The organism is Dyella amyloliquefaciens, assembly GCF_004296575.1.
Classification (GTDB): domain Bacteria; phylum Pseudomonadota; class Gammaproteobacteria; order Xanthomonadales; family Rhodanobacteraceae; genus Dyella; species Dyella amyloliquefaciens.
In genome coordinates this window covers 119,415-134,649 of the sequence record NZ_SAYT01000009.1, presented here as the reverse complement: position 1 = coordinate 134,649, position 15,235 = coordinate 119,415, and the positions used below count along the sequence as shown (strand labels likewise).

7 protein-coding genes are annotated in these 15,235 nt (G+C 63.9%); 4 read left to right on the top strand and 3 right to left on the bottom strand.

All coding sequences use genetic code 11. The features are described 5' to 3' along the window. Positions 1-255 precede the first annotated feature (255 nt). Together EPB08_RS19895 and glnA are read right to left on the bottom strand one after the other, a co-directional pair. Positions 256-3,609: an autotransporter family protein gene (locus EPB08_RS19895; protein WP_205746418.1), complete on the bottom strand. Its 3,354-nt coding sequence runs from the start codon at positions 3,607-3,609 to the stop codon at positions 256-258. A gap of 501 nt (positions 3,610-4,110) precedes the next feature. Next, complete coding sequence (gene glnA, locus EPB08_RS19890) at positions 4,111-5,526, bottom strand: type I glutamate--ammonia ligase (protein WP_130620866.1); 1,416 nt, start codon at positions 5,524-5,526, stop codon at positions 4,111-4,113. A 363-nt stretch (positions 5,527-5,889) separates the two neighbouring features. Between glnA and EPB08_RS19885 the strand changes: the two genes are divergently transcribed. Next, complete coding sequence (locus EPB08_RS19885) at positions 5,890-6,684, top strand: undecaprenyl-diphosphate phosphatase (RefSeq protein ID WP_205746417.1); 795 nt, start codon at positions 5,890-5,892, stop codon at positions 6,682-6,684. A gap of 1,088 nt (positions 6,685-7,772) precedes the next feature. Here the strand turns inward: EPB08_RS19885 and EPB08_RS19880 are convergent. Continuing rightward, positions 7,773-8,723 carry a LysR family transcriptional regulator gene (locus EPB08_RS19880; RefSeq protein WP_130620864.1) on the bottom strand — a complete coding sequence of 317 codons (951 nt, stop codon included), beginning with the start codon at positions 8,721-8,723 and terminating at the stop codon, positions 7,773-7,775. A gap of 145 nt (positions 8,724-8,868) precedes the next feature. Between EPB08_RS19880 and EPB08_RS19875 the strand changes: the two genes are divergently transcribed. The 3 genes from EPB08_RS19875 (at position 8,869) to EPB08_RS19865 (ending at position 15,206) form a co-directional block, all read left to right on the top strand. Then, positions 8,869-10,065 carry an efflux RND transporter periplasmic adaptor subunit gene (locus EPB08_RS19875; RefSeq protein WP_130620863.1) on the top strand — a complete coding sequence of 399 codons (1,197 nt, stop codon included), beginning with the start codon at positions 8,869-8,871 and terminating at the stop codon, positions 10,063-10,065. A 343-nt stretch (positions 10,066-10,408) separates the two neighbouring features. Continuing rightward, a complete protein-coding gene (locus EPB08_RS19870) occupies positions 10,409-13,609 on the top strand; it encodes a multidrug efflux RND transporter permease subunit (protein WP_130620862.1) in 3,201 nt (1,066 codons plus the stop codon). A gap of 169 nt (positions 13,610-13,778) precedes the next feature. Further along, the gene (locus EPB08_RS19865) at positions 13,779-15,206 is read left to right on the top strand and encodes an efflux transporter outer membrane subunit (RefSeq protein ID WP_229238429.1); all 1,428 of its coding nucleotides are present in this window, start codon (positions 13,779-13,781) and stop codon (positions 15,204-15,206) included. Positions 15,207-15,235: the final 29 nt, after the last annotated feature.

Here is a 15,235-nt window from a genome sequence, read left to right as displayed (position 1 = left end):
CTAGAGGGGACCGCGTAGCGACTTTGTCTAGGAAACGTGGAGAGGGCAACGCCTGATCGCCGGCCTGCGCCACAGGCGCATGGTTAGAACTACGGAGTGGCCCCTAAGAAGTTTTACGCAGTTCGCGGTTGCAACGCGCGTGCATCCGCGGATGGCAACGGCACGACCCCATCGCGTGCTTGTCAGGTGCCTGCTGCTCTCGTCGATGACATCGGCACCTGCAGACCCGGCATATTCGCTGCCGTCGCGCGGTCCTCACCAGTTCCAGCGGAAGCCGACTTTGCCGTCCCAGGCATGGAAGCCCTGGCTGTTGAAACCCTTCTGGTAGCCGACGTTGGCGTAGAACGAGGTGTTCTTGTCGAGCTGCCAGGTCATGCCGCCGTTGAGCTGCCACCACGAGCCCTTGATGCTGCCATCGAACGGCACGAAGCCATCTTCCGACGAGAACGAGGTGGTCGGCTGCCCCTGGAATTCCTTCCACAGGTTGAAGCGCAGCCAGCCGGTGAACAGGCGACGGATGCCATCCGAGGTGGGATCGAGCGTCCAGGTGTTGGCCCAGCGCAGGCCTACGCGTCCCACCAGCGAGGTGACATCGTTGAACAGTACCTGCGCCGCCGCGTCGCTGGCCTGCCCGCTGTTGAAGCGCTGGTAGATCACCTGCGCTTGCGGCTCCCACACCTGCGACTCGTCATGGAACGGGTAGCCACCTTCCAGCGAGGCCGCCCAGCCGAAATTGGAGTTGTGCAGGCCCAGCCCTTCGGTCGACATCGCACTCTGCTTGGTCCAGGTGCCCTGCCACACCGCGTCGAGGTATTGGCCCTCGGTCCAGAAGTGGGTCCAGTACAGGCCCAGCGACTGGCCCTTCACTTCATCGCGACCGGCGTCGGTGCCATCCCAGCTGTCGACATCACTGCGGATGCGCCCGGTGCCTAGGTAGAAACCGGCGTGATCGCGCTGCTCGTTCTCGTGCTCCTCGGCAAACACATCCATGCCGGCCTGGAACGCCATGATGTTGTAGTCGTACTGAGGGCTGCCGTTGTAGATGCCTTGCGAGGCGCCACGCACATTGCCGTCCTCACCGATCACGCGCACCCATAGCGCGTTGAGGTAGTTGTCCTCGCGCAGGTCGCTGCGGTCGCGCAATTGTTCCTCTTCACCAACGCGCTCGTGCAGGTTGTCCAGCGTGGCCCAGCCGTAGCGCAGCGATAGACCCGGCAGCGCGGTATACAGGGAGACTTCCGGCCGGTAATTGGGAATGCCCGGATCGGTTGGTTCCCCCGGCTCGGTTGGCCCTGGAACGGGGGGAGGCGCCGGCGGATCCACCGGGGGCGACGGCGGCTGCGTCGGGTCGGTCGGTGCAGGGGGCGCAGGCGGCGAGGGTGGTGGCGACGGCGGCGCGGGCGGCTGTGGTACCGGCGGTGGCGCCGGGCAGTCAGGATGGCTAGCCACCGAGCCGCAGTCCTTACTTGAACGGAGGAACCAGTATTCTTCGGTGCCGGCGGTGATGCCCCCGCGTTCCAGCGTGTACTCATAAGGGCCTGCAACCACGGGGCTGGCCAAGGTAAACGTCCCCGCTGCCGTCGTACCGCCGTTCAGCACCTCGACCACGGGAATGCCGTTGCCACTGGTGAGGGCACCCGGCCCCCCCGTGTTGGTCACGGCAATAAGGCCATGACCACTGGTCGTGCCTCCGTTGATGATCAGCTGGTCCGACGGCGAGCTATCGTCCCCCAGATAGGCATGTATGCCCAGCGTGCCGCCATTGGCGACATAGGAACCGACGTACAGGGTCTTATAGGCATCGGGTGCCGTGAACTGGATCAAGCCCGCATTGGTCACCGTGTTCGACACCACGGAACTGGCGGGGATCGTCCAGCTGCTGGTGCCATCCACGTTGACATTGGTCACATAGAACGCCTCACCTATCCAACTGGAACGGTTTGCCAGCGAGATGTCCGCGCGGCTATAGGTATCCGCTTGGGCAAGGCCGCTCAGCGTACTGTCTGAGGCATCGAGCTGAACGTATGTCTGCTGTGGTTGCGTGGAGTAGCCCCTGTAAGCATAGAGCAGGCCCTCATCGCCACTTCCCGTGATGCTCGATCCCTGCTCGACGGTCAGTTGCAATGGACCGAAGGCATCTACCGCCACGCCGGTAAGGCTGGTCAGGCTCGTGCCCGAGAACGTCACCACGTTCTGCCAGCTGGGCGAATAATTGCTGGCGGCCAGACCTACCGAGTCATACGTGTAGTTGGTACCGTTGTAGCTGTAGACCCAGGTTCCACTCGCCTGCAAGGTACTTCCAGCGAGGCTGATATAGCCTGGCGAGACCCGACCCCCGAAGTTGGAAAGGTTAAGTGCTGATTGCCCGTTGGTGGTGGTGACCTGCACGTTGCTTCCGGTGATCTGACCGCCGTCGCCCGCGCGCAAGCCATCGGACGATGTGCCCGTCGCGTTGATGGTGACGCCGCTGAGGATCAGGTTCGATGCCTTGAAGGTTGACGACGTCGGTGTGGTCGAATTCGACGCGGCATAGCCACCGGCGCTGTCCATCGGCGAGGACATGTTTACTATCGTGCCTGTCGCATTGAGCGTACCGCCGTCATCCACCTTCAGGCCCGCATTGGGCGTACCGGAGTTCAGACTGAATCCGGGTGACGCGAGGGTGCCGGTCGAGGTGTTGATGAGGGTGGCGCCCATCACGTAGTACGCCGACTGCTTGTACGCGTCGATGTCCAGTTCACCGCCATTGAGCGTAGCCGTGGATCCGCCCCGGACCCAGATACCGGCCGCCACATCGGCTCCACTGACACGCAGGTTGTCCAGCGTTACCTGGCCACCATTGATCACCACGACGCCGGTCGAAGCATTGTTGACCTCGCTGGGGCTGTCGAAATGAAAGTTGATGCCGCTGCCAAGCACTCCGCTTCCGACCACGGTATTGTCTACCACCATGCCGACGCTGCCGCTGTCGTTGGGATTGTCGAACTCGAAGACTTGGTTGGAGGGCAACGAAACGATGCCTCCGTTCTTCATGTACACGCCGATCGCCGCCGGTGACTGCATGTCCACCGCCATCGGGTCATGCACGGTGACGACGCTACCCGCGCCGCTGGCGGCAAATCCAAGCTGATTCAAAACGCTACCGCGTGCCGTGAGCGACGAATTGCTGCCGTAGATATCCATGGTTGCCCCACCTTGCGCCACTGCGCCGCGGCCCGCCCCAGGCGTGGCGAGATTGAGCGTGACGTTGGTGGCGGACAAGCTTGCCGGAGCGCCATAGGCGGCCAAGGCACCACCGCCGCCGGTGACGTTGATGGTCGCCCCATTCGGGATGCTGATCGTGCTGCTGGCGGTGCCACTGCTGAAGGCGATGATGCCGTAGCCGCTGGCGGTCGTTACGTTGAGGCCGGCGTAGGGGATGCTGACGGTTCCATTGTAGTCCTGAATGCCGTTGCCGTTGACCGTAGTGACGTTGATGGTTCCCGTCGAGGGCACCTGGGTGTTCAGCTCCGCCAGATAGCCACCGTTGACGGTCAGGCCGATCGATGTACCACTGACCGTGATGTTCGTCCCGCTCTGTATCTGGGTATCTTGGGTGGCCGCCCCCACCGTCACCGTAGCGGTCTGATTGCCGCTGATGGTGGTATCAAATGTCTGTGCATGAAGAACCTGCCAAGACGAGACCGCAAAAAGCAAAGCGACTCCGCCACCAGCCATTACGCGTCGCGCAAAAGTCCTGTCGATCGCCAGGAAGATTGGCTTGCGACCGCGGGTACCCAAGTCCAAGTTCAGCGCAGCAGGATGCGTATCCACAACGGGCACCTTGGCGGAAGGGAACAATTCCGGTGCCGCGCGCAACGGCACGCGTGTACCGCATGTTCAAGACTCGGAAAAGCCCGATTTTTCGCGCTTCAGGGCGCAGTGACAACCGCAAAACTACCTATGAAGCACTCCGTAAAAGAACCGGACCTGCCTCGCGTTGGCCAGGGGCTGACAGGCTTCCGTGAAGTGCATGGCTACGATGGATAAAGGCCTTGTGAGCAGCTCCAAGCGCTAAAAACAACGGGCGCCGAAGCGCCCGTTGTCCCTCCACCCAGATTGTTTACGCGATCAGAGCGCGTAGTACATCTGGAATTCCAGCGGATGCGTGCTCGCGCGGTAGCGGGTCACTTCCTGCATCTTCAGCTCGATGTACGCATCGATGAAGTCGTCGTTGAACACGCCGCCGGCCTTGAGGAAGTCACGATCCTTGTCGAGCGCGTTGAGCGCTTCGTCCAGGCTCGAGCACACCTGCGGGATGTTCTTCTCTTCTTCGGGCGGCAGGTCGTACAGGTCCTTGTCGCTCGGTGCACCCGGGTCGATCTTGTTGATGATGCCGTCGAGGCCGGCCATCATCAGCGCGGTGAACACGAGGTAGCCCGAGTTCATCGGATCGGGGAAGCGCACTTCGATGCGACGGCCCTTCGGGCTCGACACGTACGGAATGCGACAGCTGGCCGAACGGTTGCGAGCCGAGTAGGCCAGCATCACCGGGGCTTCGAAGCCCGGCACCAGGCGCTTGTAGCTGTTGGTGGTGGAGTTGGCGAACGCGTTGATGGCCTTGGCGTGCTTGAAGATGCCGCCGATGTACCACAGCGCCGTCTGCGACAGGCCGCCGTACAGGTCGCCCGCGAACAGGTTGTTGCCGTCCTTCGCCAGCGACTGGTGCACGTGCATGCCGCTGCCGTTGTCGCCGACGATCGGCTTGGGCATGAAGGTCACGGTCTTGCCGTTCTGGTGGGCGACGTTCTTGATGACGTACTTCATGGTCATCAGTTCGTCGGCCTTCTGCACCAGCGTGTTGAACTTCACGCCGATCTCGCACTGGCCGGCATTGGCCACTTCGTGGTGGTGCACTTCCACCACCTGGCCCAGCGACTCGAGCACCTTGCACATGTCGGCGCGCAGGTCGCCCAGCGAGTCGACCGGGCTGACCGGGAAGTAGCCGCCCTTCACGCCCGGACGGTGGCCGGTGTTGTTGTCTTCGTACTTGTAGCGCGAGCTCCACGCGGCTTCCTCGGAGCCGATTTCGTAGAACACGCGGCCCATGTCGTTCTGCCAGCGCACCGAGTCGAAGATGAAGAATTCCGGCTCCGGACCGAAGAAGGCGGTGTCGGCGATGCCGGTCGACTTCAGGAACGCCTCACCGCGCTTGGCGATGGAGCGCGGGTCGCGGCCGTAGGCCTGCATGGTGGACGGCTCGAGCACGTCGCAATGCAGCACCATCTGGGTGTGGGCGCTGAACGGGTCGATGTAGGCGGTGTCCGGGTCGGGCATCAGCACCATGTCGGACTCGTTGATGCCCTTCCAGCCGGCGATCGACGAACCGTCGAACATCTTGCCGTCCTCGAAGGTGCCCTCGTCGATGGCGTGGGCCGGGAACGTCACGTGGTGGTGCTTGCCGAGCATGTCGGCGAAGCGGAGATCGACGAACTCGACCTCGTGTTCCTGGATCAGATCGAGCACTTTCTGGACGGCGGACGACATGGACAACCTCGGTGGGCAAAAGGTGTGGAAACAAGAGCCATTGAGCAAGGCCTGTGCCAAGCCAACGGAACCTTATGGATCAATCAATTACGACCGCAGCCGGATCGTAGCGCGACCCGATTGCACTTAGATGAAGCATCAATATGCACCATGTTGGTGCTTTCGAAAACCGTGATCGACGAGGCCCGCCAGGAGGGGATGCGCCACCAAAGGCATCCCGGCAGCCTTCCATGTCCTGCCGGAACCCAGCGCAAACGCAAAATCGCGCGACCCACCGAAGTGCCCGAAAACGCCACAGGGTTCGCTTAAGCTATTCCGCTTTGCGCCGGCATGGAACCCGGCCATCCGACCATGGGAGTTTTCGTGAGCGATCTGATCAACGTCATCCTGCTCGGCATCATCGAGGGCATCACCGAATTTCTGCCCATTTCCAGTACGGGGCACCTGCTGATCGCCGAGAAATTCGGCCTGGGAGCGCGGTCGGACCTGTTCAATGTGGGCATCCAGGCGGGCGCGATCCTGGCGGTCACCTTCATCTACTGGAACCGCATCTGGCAGCTCTTCACGCAGTGGCGTGATCCGGCCAACCGCAGCTACCTGGCCAAGCTGATCGTGGCATTCCTGATCACGGCGGTGCTGGGTTTCATCGCGGTGAAGATGGGCTTCAAGCTGCCCGAGGCGATCACCCCGGTGGCATGGGCACTGGTAATCGGCGGCGTGTGGATGCTCGCCGCCGAGCGTCTGGCCGCCCGCCAACCGGATCGCACCGAAGTGACCTGGCGCGTGGCGATCCTGGTCGGCTTCGCGCAGATGGTCGCGGGCATCTTCCCGGGCACGTCACGCTCGGCGGCCACGATCTTCACGGCGATGCTGTTTGGCACGAGCAACCGCGCTGCCGCTACCGAGTTTGCCTTCCTGGTGGGCATTCCCACGATGTATGCGGCGACCGGTTATGAGCTGCTGAAGGTGTTGAAGGAAGGCGGCGTGCATGAGGACTGGACGGCGTTCGGGGTGGGCTTCCTGGTGTCGGCTGTCGTTGCCTTCGTCGCGGTGAAGTGGCTGCTTGGCTACATCCGCGGACATCGGTTCACGCCGTTTGCGATTTATCGCATCGTGTTGGGCATCGCGCTGTTGCTGCTGGTGCCGGCGGGCGCCTGAGCTGTCACTGCTTTGGGCTCCCTCTCCCTCCGGGAGAGGGTTGGGGAGAGGGTGCGGATCTTGCGCCCTATCGCGATTTTGCGGATCTCTTTCGTCCTAACTCCGTTCCCGCCAGCTTGCCGCCTACGACGCAAAGCTAGTCCCTGTGGGACGCGGCGGGCGTTTCGATCCCCTGCCGGCGCTCGAGTCACTTTTCTTTTGCTGGCCCACGCACGCGCTCTTTGCGTGCGAACGGCGAAGCCGGCCCGAAGGGCGGAGGGCGAATGCCCGGAGTCAAAGAAAAGTAACCCAAAGAAAATGGCCTCCAGAGCCAGGGCTCATAGCGATATGTGGGATACCAGCCTGAACGTTTCGGAGCCCGGATTGCGACCGCCTCCGCCACTAGCCAGCGGCTACACCGCAACGCGTCAATGCGCTGAGGACTTAAAGCGGAGCCCGCTTCGCTCCCTCTCCCCCTCGGGCGACCCGAAGGTAGTCCCTGTGGGAGAGAGGGCTGGGGTGAGGGGCGGGTGCTCGCGGCAGCCTTGCCTGTTGCCCCACCTGTAGGAGCGCACCCAGTGAGCGACCGTGGCGCGGAGGCATCACCTCTGCGGTCGCGCACAGGGTGCGCTCCCACAACGAACGATGCCGCCACCATCGCTGCATCGCGATGTGCCGCTCAGCGGCACGAGCCTTCAAACATCCCCTGTGTGGCGGTGAGGGGTGGACGATCAGGCCCCGCAGGGGTGCCCGACAGGACGTCGGGCACTTTTCGTCCGGGCAGGAGCCCGGTCGAAAAGCCCGGCCGCCCCTCACGGACTGGCTGGGCGCAGCCCAGACAGCGCCACGCGGGGTGCCGTTCTCTTTGGTTACTTTCTCTTGGGCAAGCAAGAGAAAGTGACCCGGGCCGCGGCAGCGGCTCGGAAGCCCGCTGCAGGCGAGCAAGCTGGCCAAGACGTCCGGCCGAAAGCCAAGAGCCAAGGTGCTGGATTCCCGCTTGACCAGCCTGCGGCTGTTGAAAAGCGCCTCGCGGGAATGACGGTGAAGACTGAGGCAAAAGGCAGCCACACACAGATCAATCGCGGACGCCCTTTCTCCGACCATCCGCCTTATGCGCTCAACCGCTCCGGCACCGCAGCCACTACCGCCTTCTTGTGCTTCCCCGGCTCGTTAGTCTGCTCAAACACTTCCCGCACCCATTCGATGAAGGCTTGCACGCGAGCGGAGAGGTGCTTCTTCTGCGGGTAGACGATCCACACCGGCTTGCCGGTGGAGATGGTGTCCGTCATCACCAGTTCGAGCTTGCCGAAGTCCAGCATGCAGGACGCGATGACATGCGGTGCCTGCGTGATGCCGAGCCCCGACACCACCGCCTGGATCACCGACTCGGCATCGTTGATCAGAATGTGAGCGTCGATGTCGACGCCCACCTGCCCGCTCGGCGTATCGAACTGCCACTGGCGTGGGCGGCCGTTGGGCTGCACGTAGTTGATGCAGCGATGGTTTTTCAGGTCATCGAGGCTTTGCGGGGCGCCATGGCGGGCCAGGTACTCCGGCGAGGCGATGATCACGTTGCGCAGGTAGCCGATCTTGCGGGCGATCAGGCTGGAATCCTCAAGCGGCCCCACGCGGACGGCGCAATCGATGCCCTCCTCGTTGAGGTCGTAGGGGTAGTCGCACATCGACAGCTCCAGCCGGATATCCGGATAGCGCTGCTCGAATTCGGCCAGCCTCGGGATGATCACGGTGCGGCCTACCGACGCCGGCACACCGATGCGCAACTTGCCGGTCGGCTTGCGTGCGGCATAGCCCAGCGCCTCGGTCGCCTCGGCCAGATCAGCGAGGATTTCCTTGCAACGTGCATGGAAAGAGGCCCCATCGTCGGTCAAACGCAGCGAACGCGTTGACCGATAGAGCAGCCGGGCGCCCAGGCTTTCCTCCAGGCGGGACACGGCACGGCTGACGCCGGAAGGCGTCATGCCCAGTTGGGCGGCGGCGGCGGCGAAACTCTTGGCCTCGACCACCCGGACAAACGCGGAGATTGCGGCAAAGTCTTCCATAAGCTCGATTCTCTACCCATTCGTGACTGGGAGTCACTATTGCATTGCACAAGGAGGTATTTATTGAACCGCATCGTATACCTATTCTCTCGGCCCTGCTCACCAGCCACCCCCGATGCCGGTGAGGTCAATATGGGAGCCCGAAATGAAAAAACGATGGATCCTCGCCATTCTCACGCTCGCCGTGGTGGGCGGCAGCTGGGCCGTGCTCGGCCATAGCGGCGACACGCACGCCCAGGCCGGCCCGCCACCGGCACCCGCCGTCACCGTGGCCCAGGTGCTGGTACGCCCGGTGGACGACGCCGACGAATTCACCGGTCGCCTGCAGGCGGTCGACACCATCCAGATCCGTCCGCGCGTCAGCGGCTACGTGGACTCGGTGCACTTCAAGGAAGGTGCCGTGGTGCGCAAGGGCGACCTGCTGTTCCGCATCGACCCGCGGCCCTACCAGGCCGAAGTGGATCGCCTCTCCGCCAACCTCAGCCAGGCCAAGGCCGAACAGGCACTGGCCCAGGCCAACGCAGAACGCGCCGGCCGCCTGCTCGAGCAGCACGCCATCGCCAAGGAAGAGGCCGACCGCCAGGTGACCGCGTCGCAGAGCACCAAGGCGCAGGTGGCATCGACTGGCGCCGCCCTCGACGCCGCCCGCCTCAATCTCGGTTTCACCGAGGTACGCGCGCCGATCGACGGCCGCGTGAGCAATGCATTGGTGACGCCGGGCAACCTGGTCACCAGCAATGACGTGCTCACCAGCGTGGTGAGCGTCGATCCGATCTACGCCTACTTCGATGTCGACGAGCACAGCTTCCTCAAGTTCGACCGTCTTCGACGCGAGCAAAACGGCACGCTACAGGTGGCCATGGCCCTCGCCGACGAGAAAGGTTTTCCGCACACCGGTCGCGTCGACTTCGTGGACAACCAGCTTCGCGCCGGCAGCGGCACCATCCGCCTGCGCGCCGTGTTCGACAACGCCGATGCCAGCTACACGCCCGGTCTTTACGTTCGCGTGCAGCTGCGCAGCGACAGCCGACAGCCGCGCGCCCTGGTCGATGACCGCGCGGTGGGTTCGGATCTCGGCAACAAGTTCGTCTACGTCGTGGACAAGGACCGCAAGGTGGAATACCGCCGCGTGGTCACCGGCCCGCTACTGGACGGCCTCCGTGTGGTTACCGAAGGTCTGGACGCCAAGGACACCGTGATCGTCAACGGCATCCAGCACGTGCGCCCCGGCGTGGAAGTGAACCCGAGCAAGGTCGCGATGGAATCGCGCAGCCTCGATCCGAACAAGCAGCTTGCGATGGCCGGCAGCAGTTCGGGCAAGAACGCGGCGCAGAAGCAGTAAACGGCATGCACTGACTCTCTAGCTCGTCATTCCCGCGAAGGCAGGACAAGCGCGAAGCGCGCAGAACGCCCGTAGGGCGGCCCCGAAGGGGCGAGCTTCGCGAGTAATCCAGTGACTTCCGCCGCTATGGACAAAGGCGCTGGATGACCAGCTTCGCTGTTGTGAAGCGCCTCCCGCTTTCGCGGGGATGACGGATAGGAAGGTCTGCCTCAAGAAATGAATGCACGCCCTTGCTCTCAGGAGTCGAGGGCCAGGGAGTCTTTGTCCTCGCATAACGCGAACACGCCTCCCCAAGTCCCCGCTTCGCGCGGGAATGGTGCCTAGAGCAACCAGGACGAATGCAATGAAGATCGCTCAATACTTCGTGGACAGGCCGATTCTGGCCGGTGTCCTCTCCGTACTGATCGTCATCGCGGGCAGCATCGCGCTGTTCAAGCTGCCGATCAGCGAATACCCCGAAGTGGTGCCGCCGACCGTGGTGGTGCGCGCTTCCTATCCCGGCGCCAACCCCAAGGTGATCGCCGAAACCGTCGCAACGCCGCTGGAAGAACAGATCAACGGCGTGGAAGGCATGCTCTACACCAGCTCGCAGTCCACCAGCGACGGCGCGATGACGCTCACCGTCACCTTCGCGCTGGGCACCGACCTGGACAACGCGCAGGTACAGGTGCAGAACCGCGTGTCGCAGGCGTTGCCGCGCCTGCCTGAAGAAGTGCAGCGCCTAGGCGTCACCACGCAGAAGAGCTCGCCCGACCTCACCATGGTGGTGCACCTGATCTCGCCCGATCAGCGCTACGACATGTTGTACCTGTCGAACTATGCGCGCCTGCACATCAAGGATCAGCTCGCCCGCCTCGATGGCGTGGGTGACGTGCAGATCTTCGGTGCCGGCGAATACAGCATGCGTGTGTGGCTTGATCCACAGCGCCTTGCGTCGCGTCAGCTCACCACGGGTGACGTGGTGCACGCGATCCAGGAGCAGAACATCACGGTGGCGGCCGGTGCGCTGAATGCGCCCCCGGGGCCGACCAACTCGGCGTTCCAGCTCAACATCAACACGCAGGGCCGTCTGATCACCGAGGAAGACTTCCTCAACATCATCGTGCGCAAGGATGCCGACGGTTCGTTCACGCACCTGCGTGACGTGGCCCGCGTGGAGCTCGGTTCCAATAGCTACGCCCTGCGCAGCCTGCTCAACAACCAGCCGGCCGTGGCGCTGCCGATCTTCCAGCGCCCGGGTTCCAACGCCATCCAGATCTCCGACGAAGTCCGCGCCATGATGGCGGACCTGAAGAAGGACTTCCCGCAGGGCGTGGACTACCAGATCGTCTACGACCCGACCGTGTTCGTGCGCGGCTCGATCGAAGCGGTGGTGCATACGCTGTTCGAAGCGATCGCCCTCGTGGTGCTGGTGGTCATCCTGTTCCTGCAGACCTGGCGTGCATCGATCATCCCACTGGTGGCGGTGCCGGTATCCCTGATCGGCACGTTCGCCGTGATGCTGATGGCGGGCTTCTCGCTCAACGCGCTGTCGCTGTTCGGCCTGGTGCTCGCTATCGGCATCGTGGTGGACGACGCCATCGTGGTGGTGGAGAACGTCGAGCGTCATATCGAGCACGGCCTGTCGCCGAAGGAAGCGACACGCAAGGCGATGACCGAAGTGACCGGGCCGATCGTGGCTACGGCTCTGGTGCTGTGTGCGGTGTTCGTACCGGCGGCGTTCATCAGCGGTCTTACGGGCCAGTTCTATCGCCAGTTCGCACTGACCATCGCCATCTCCACGGTGATCTCGGCATTCAACTCGCTGACCCTGAGCCCCGCACTCGCTGCCCTGCTGCTGAAGGACCGCGACGCACCGAAGGACAAGCTCAGTATCTGGATCGACCGCGGCTTCGGCTGGCTGTTCCGTCCGTTCAACCGCCTGTTCGTGAGCAGTGCGAACCGTTACGTGGGTGGCGTGAAGCGCATCCTCCGTTCGGGTTCCATCGCGCTGGTCATCTACGGCGGACTGGTGCTACTGGGACTGTTCGGCTTCGCCCATGTACCGACCGGCTTCGTGCCGCCGCAGGACAAGCAGTACCTGGTGTCGTTCGCGCAGTTGCCGGATGCCGCCTCGCTGGATCGCTCGGAAGACGTGATTCGCCGCATGAGCGATATCGCGCTCAAGCAGCCGGGCGTGGAAAGCGCCGTCGCCTTCCCGGGCCTGTCCATCAACGGCTTCACCAACAGCACCAACTCCGGCATCGTGTTCGTGACGCTCAAGCCGTTCGAGGAACGTCGTGATGCGTCGCTGTCGGCGGGTGCGATCACAGCGGCGCTGCAGCAGAAATACGCGGCGATCCAGGATGCGTACATCGCGATCTTCCCGCCGCCGCCGGTGAATGGCCTGGGCACGATCGGTGGTTTCCGCCTGCAGGTGGAGGATCGTTCCGACGCCGGCTTCGAGGAGTTGTACAAGCAGACGCAGAACCTGATCGGGGCAAGCACCAAGGTGCCGACGCTGGCAGGCCTGTTCTCCAGCTACCAGGTGAGCGTGCCGCAGATCGATGCGGACGTGGACCGCGAGAAGGCGAAGGCCGAAGGCGTGGATCTGGCCGATGTGTACCAGACCATGCAGGCCTACCTCGGCTCGCTCTACGTGAACGACTTCAACCGCTTCGGTCGCACCTACCAGGTGAACGTGTCCGCCGAGCCGGGCTTCCGTCACGAGCCGAAGGACATCCTGGGCCTCAAGACGCGCAGCGCATCCGGTGAAATGATCCCGCTGGGTTCGTTCCTCACCGTGACGCAGACCGTCGGCCCGGATCGCGTGCAGCACTACAACGGCTATCCGACGGCCGAGATCAACGGTGGTCCGGCTCCGGGCTTCAGCAGTGGCCAGGCCCAGGCGGCGATCGAGAAGCTTGCCAAGGACAACCTGCCCAATGGCATGACGTTCGAGTGGACCGAGCTGACCTATCAGCAGATCCTCGCCGGCAATACCGCGGTACTGGTGTTCCCGTTGTGCGTGCTGCTGGTGTTCCTGGTGCTGGCCTCGCTGTATGAAAGCCTGCTGCTGCCGCTCGCGGTAATCCTGATCGTGCCGATGGTGCTGCTGTCCGCCATCTCGGGCGTGTGGATGTCCGGTGGCGACAACAACATCTTCACCCAGATCGGCCTGATCGTTCTGGTGGGCCTGGCGTGCAAGAACGCGATCCTCATCGTGGAGTTCGCCCGCGAAGCGCAGATCCTGGAAGGCATGGACCGCGTGCAGGCGGTGCTGGAAGCCGCCCGCCTGCGACTGCGCCCGATCCTGATGACGTCGTTCGCTTTCATCATGGGCGTGGTGCCGCTGGTGACCTCGCACGGCGCTGGCGCGGAGATGCGCCACGCGATGGGCGTGGCGGTATTCGCCGGCATGCTGGGCGTCACTTTCTTCGGCCTGATCTTTACCCCGCTGTTCTACGTGCTGGTGCGCGGCTGGGGCGAACGCATGAGCGAACGCCGCCGCGCCCGCAAGGCCGCGCGCCTCGCGCAGGCCGGCAACCTCCTAGAGGAGCATTGATATGTCTTTCTTCAAGAACCTCGCCGCCACCCTCCTCCCTCTCCCCTCCGGGGAGAGGGTCGGGGTGCGGGGCCAATCTAGCGACTCGCTTTCATCCGGCGTTGGCTTCATGGACGCTGCCGCCGCCGATGCATCCTGCGCCGCATGCCAACCCCGCTCCCGCCATGGCATGGCCAAGAAAGCCACCGCCATCGCCGCCGCCATCATGCTCTCCGGCTGCGTCAGCGTCGGCCCCGACTACCACGCACCGCAAGAGAAGCCTGCGGTCGTGCAAGGCATCAACGCCACGCAGGAATCGACCGCGAACTTCCAGGCCGACTGGTGGAAGCAGTTCAACGATCCCACGCTCGATGCATTGATCCAGCGCGCCGCCGCCAACGCACCGGACCTGAAGATCGCCTATGCCCATCTGCGTGAATCACGTGCGTTGTTGGGCGTGGCGAAATCGCAGCAGATCCCGGACGTCGAAACGGTCGCCAACTATTCGCGCAGCCGTGGGCAGCAGCCCGGCTTCACCGACCAGCGCACCACCGTGACCAGCTACCAGGCCGGTTTCGATGCCAGCTGGGAGATCGACCTGTTCGGCGGCGTACGCCGCTCGGTGGAGGCGGCGCGTGCGGATGCGGGCGCCAGCGAAGCCTCGCTGCAGGATGCGCAGGTGACTCTGTTCGCCGAAGTCGCGCGCTATTACTTCGACCTGCGTGGCGCACAGCTGCGCATCGACGTGGCCAACCGCGACATCGAGAACCAGCGCGAGTCGCTGAAGCTGATCCGCGCCCGCCTCGATGCCGGTACCGGCTCGGAGCAGGACGTGGCCAGCGCCAGCGCCCGACTTGCGGCGGTGGAGGCCCAGCTGCCGACGCTACAAACGCTGGCGCAGAACGACAGCGCGCGCCTCGCCGTGCTGCTGGGCGAACGCCCAGGTGAACTCGACGTCGACCTGTCGCCCAAGACCTTCAGGCCCATCGACGTCGCGCTCGCCATCGGCAACGCCGGCGACGTGCTGCAGCGTCGCCCGGACGTGCGCGTGGCCGAGCGTGAGCTCGCCGCCAGCAATGCGCGTATCGGCGTGGCCAAGGCGGACTACTACCCGCATATCTCGCTGGGCGGCTTCCTTGGCTTCCTGTCCGGTCGCAGCAACGACTTCGGCGGTGCGGCGTCGCGGGCATGGTCCATCGCGCCCAGCATCACCTGGTCGGGCCTCAACGTGCAGCGCGTGCGTTCCAACGTGAACGCCAGCGAGGCACGCAACGACGCGGCACTCGCCAACTACCAGCGCACCGTGCTGCAAGCACTGGAAGACGTGGACAACGCCATCGTCGGCTACAACCTGCAGCGCGAGCGCGTGCTGAAGCTGGAAGAACAGGTGACGCAGAGCCGTCATGCCGCCGACCTCGCGCGCATACGCTACAACGAAGGCGCCGCCGACTTCCTGCAGCTGCTGGATGCCGAACGCACCCAGCTTGCGGCGGAAGATTCGCTGGCCGATGCACAGGCGTCGATCAACCTGCGCGCCGTGTCGGTGTACAAGGCGCTGGGCGGTGGCTGGCAGGCCTGTGGCAGCGAGCGCTGCGACCAACTGGCCGCGACGCCATGAACGCGGTGGCGTTTCCGGGGAGGCCGCGT

Bases quoted from the DNA above. Each gene is read 5' to 3' on its own strand.
- glnA (WP_130620866.1), bottom strand. From the start codon at position 5,526: ATGTCGTCCGCCGTCCAGAAAGTGCTCGATCTGATCCAGGAACACGAG.
- EPB08_RS19880 (WP_130620864.1), bottom strand. From the start codon at position 8,723: ATGGAAGACTTTGCCGCAATCTCCGCGTTTGTCCGGGTGGTCGAGGCC.
- EPB08_RS19875 (WP_130620863.1), top strand. From the start codon at position 8,869: ATGAAAAAACGATGGATCCTCGCCATTCTCACGCTCGCCGTGGTGGGC.
- EPB08_RS19870 (WP_130620862.1), top strand. From the start codon at position 10,409: ATGAAGATCGCTCAATACTTCGTGGACAGGCCGATTCTGGCCGGTGTC.
- EPB08_RS19865 (WP_229238429.1), top strand. From the start codon at position 13,779: ATGGCCAAGAAAGCCACCGCCATCGCCGCCGCCATCATGCTCTCCGGC.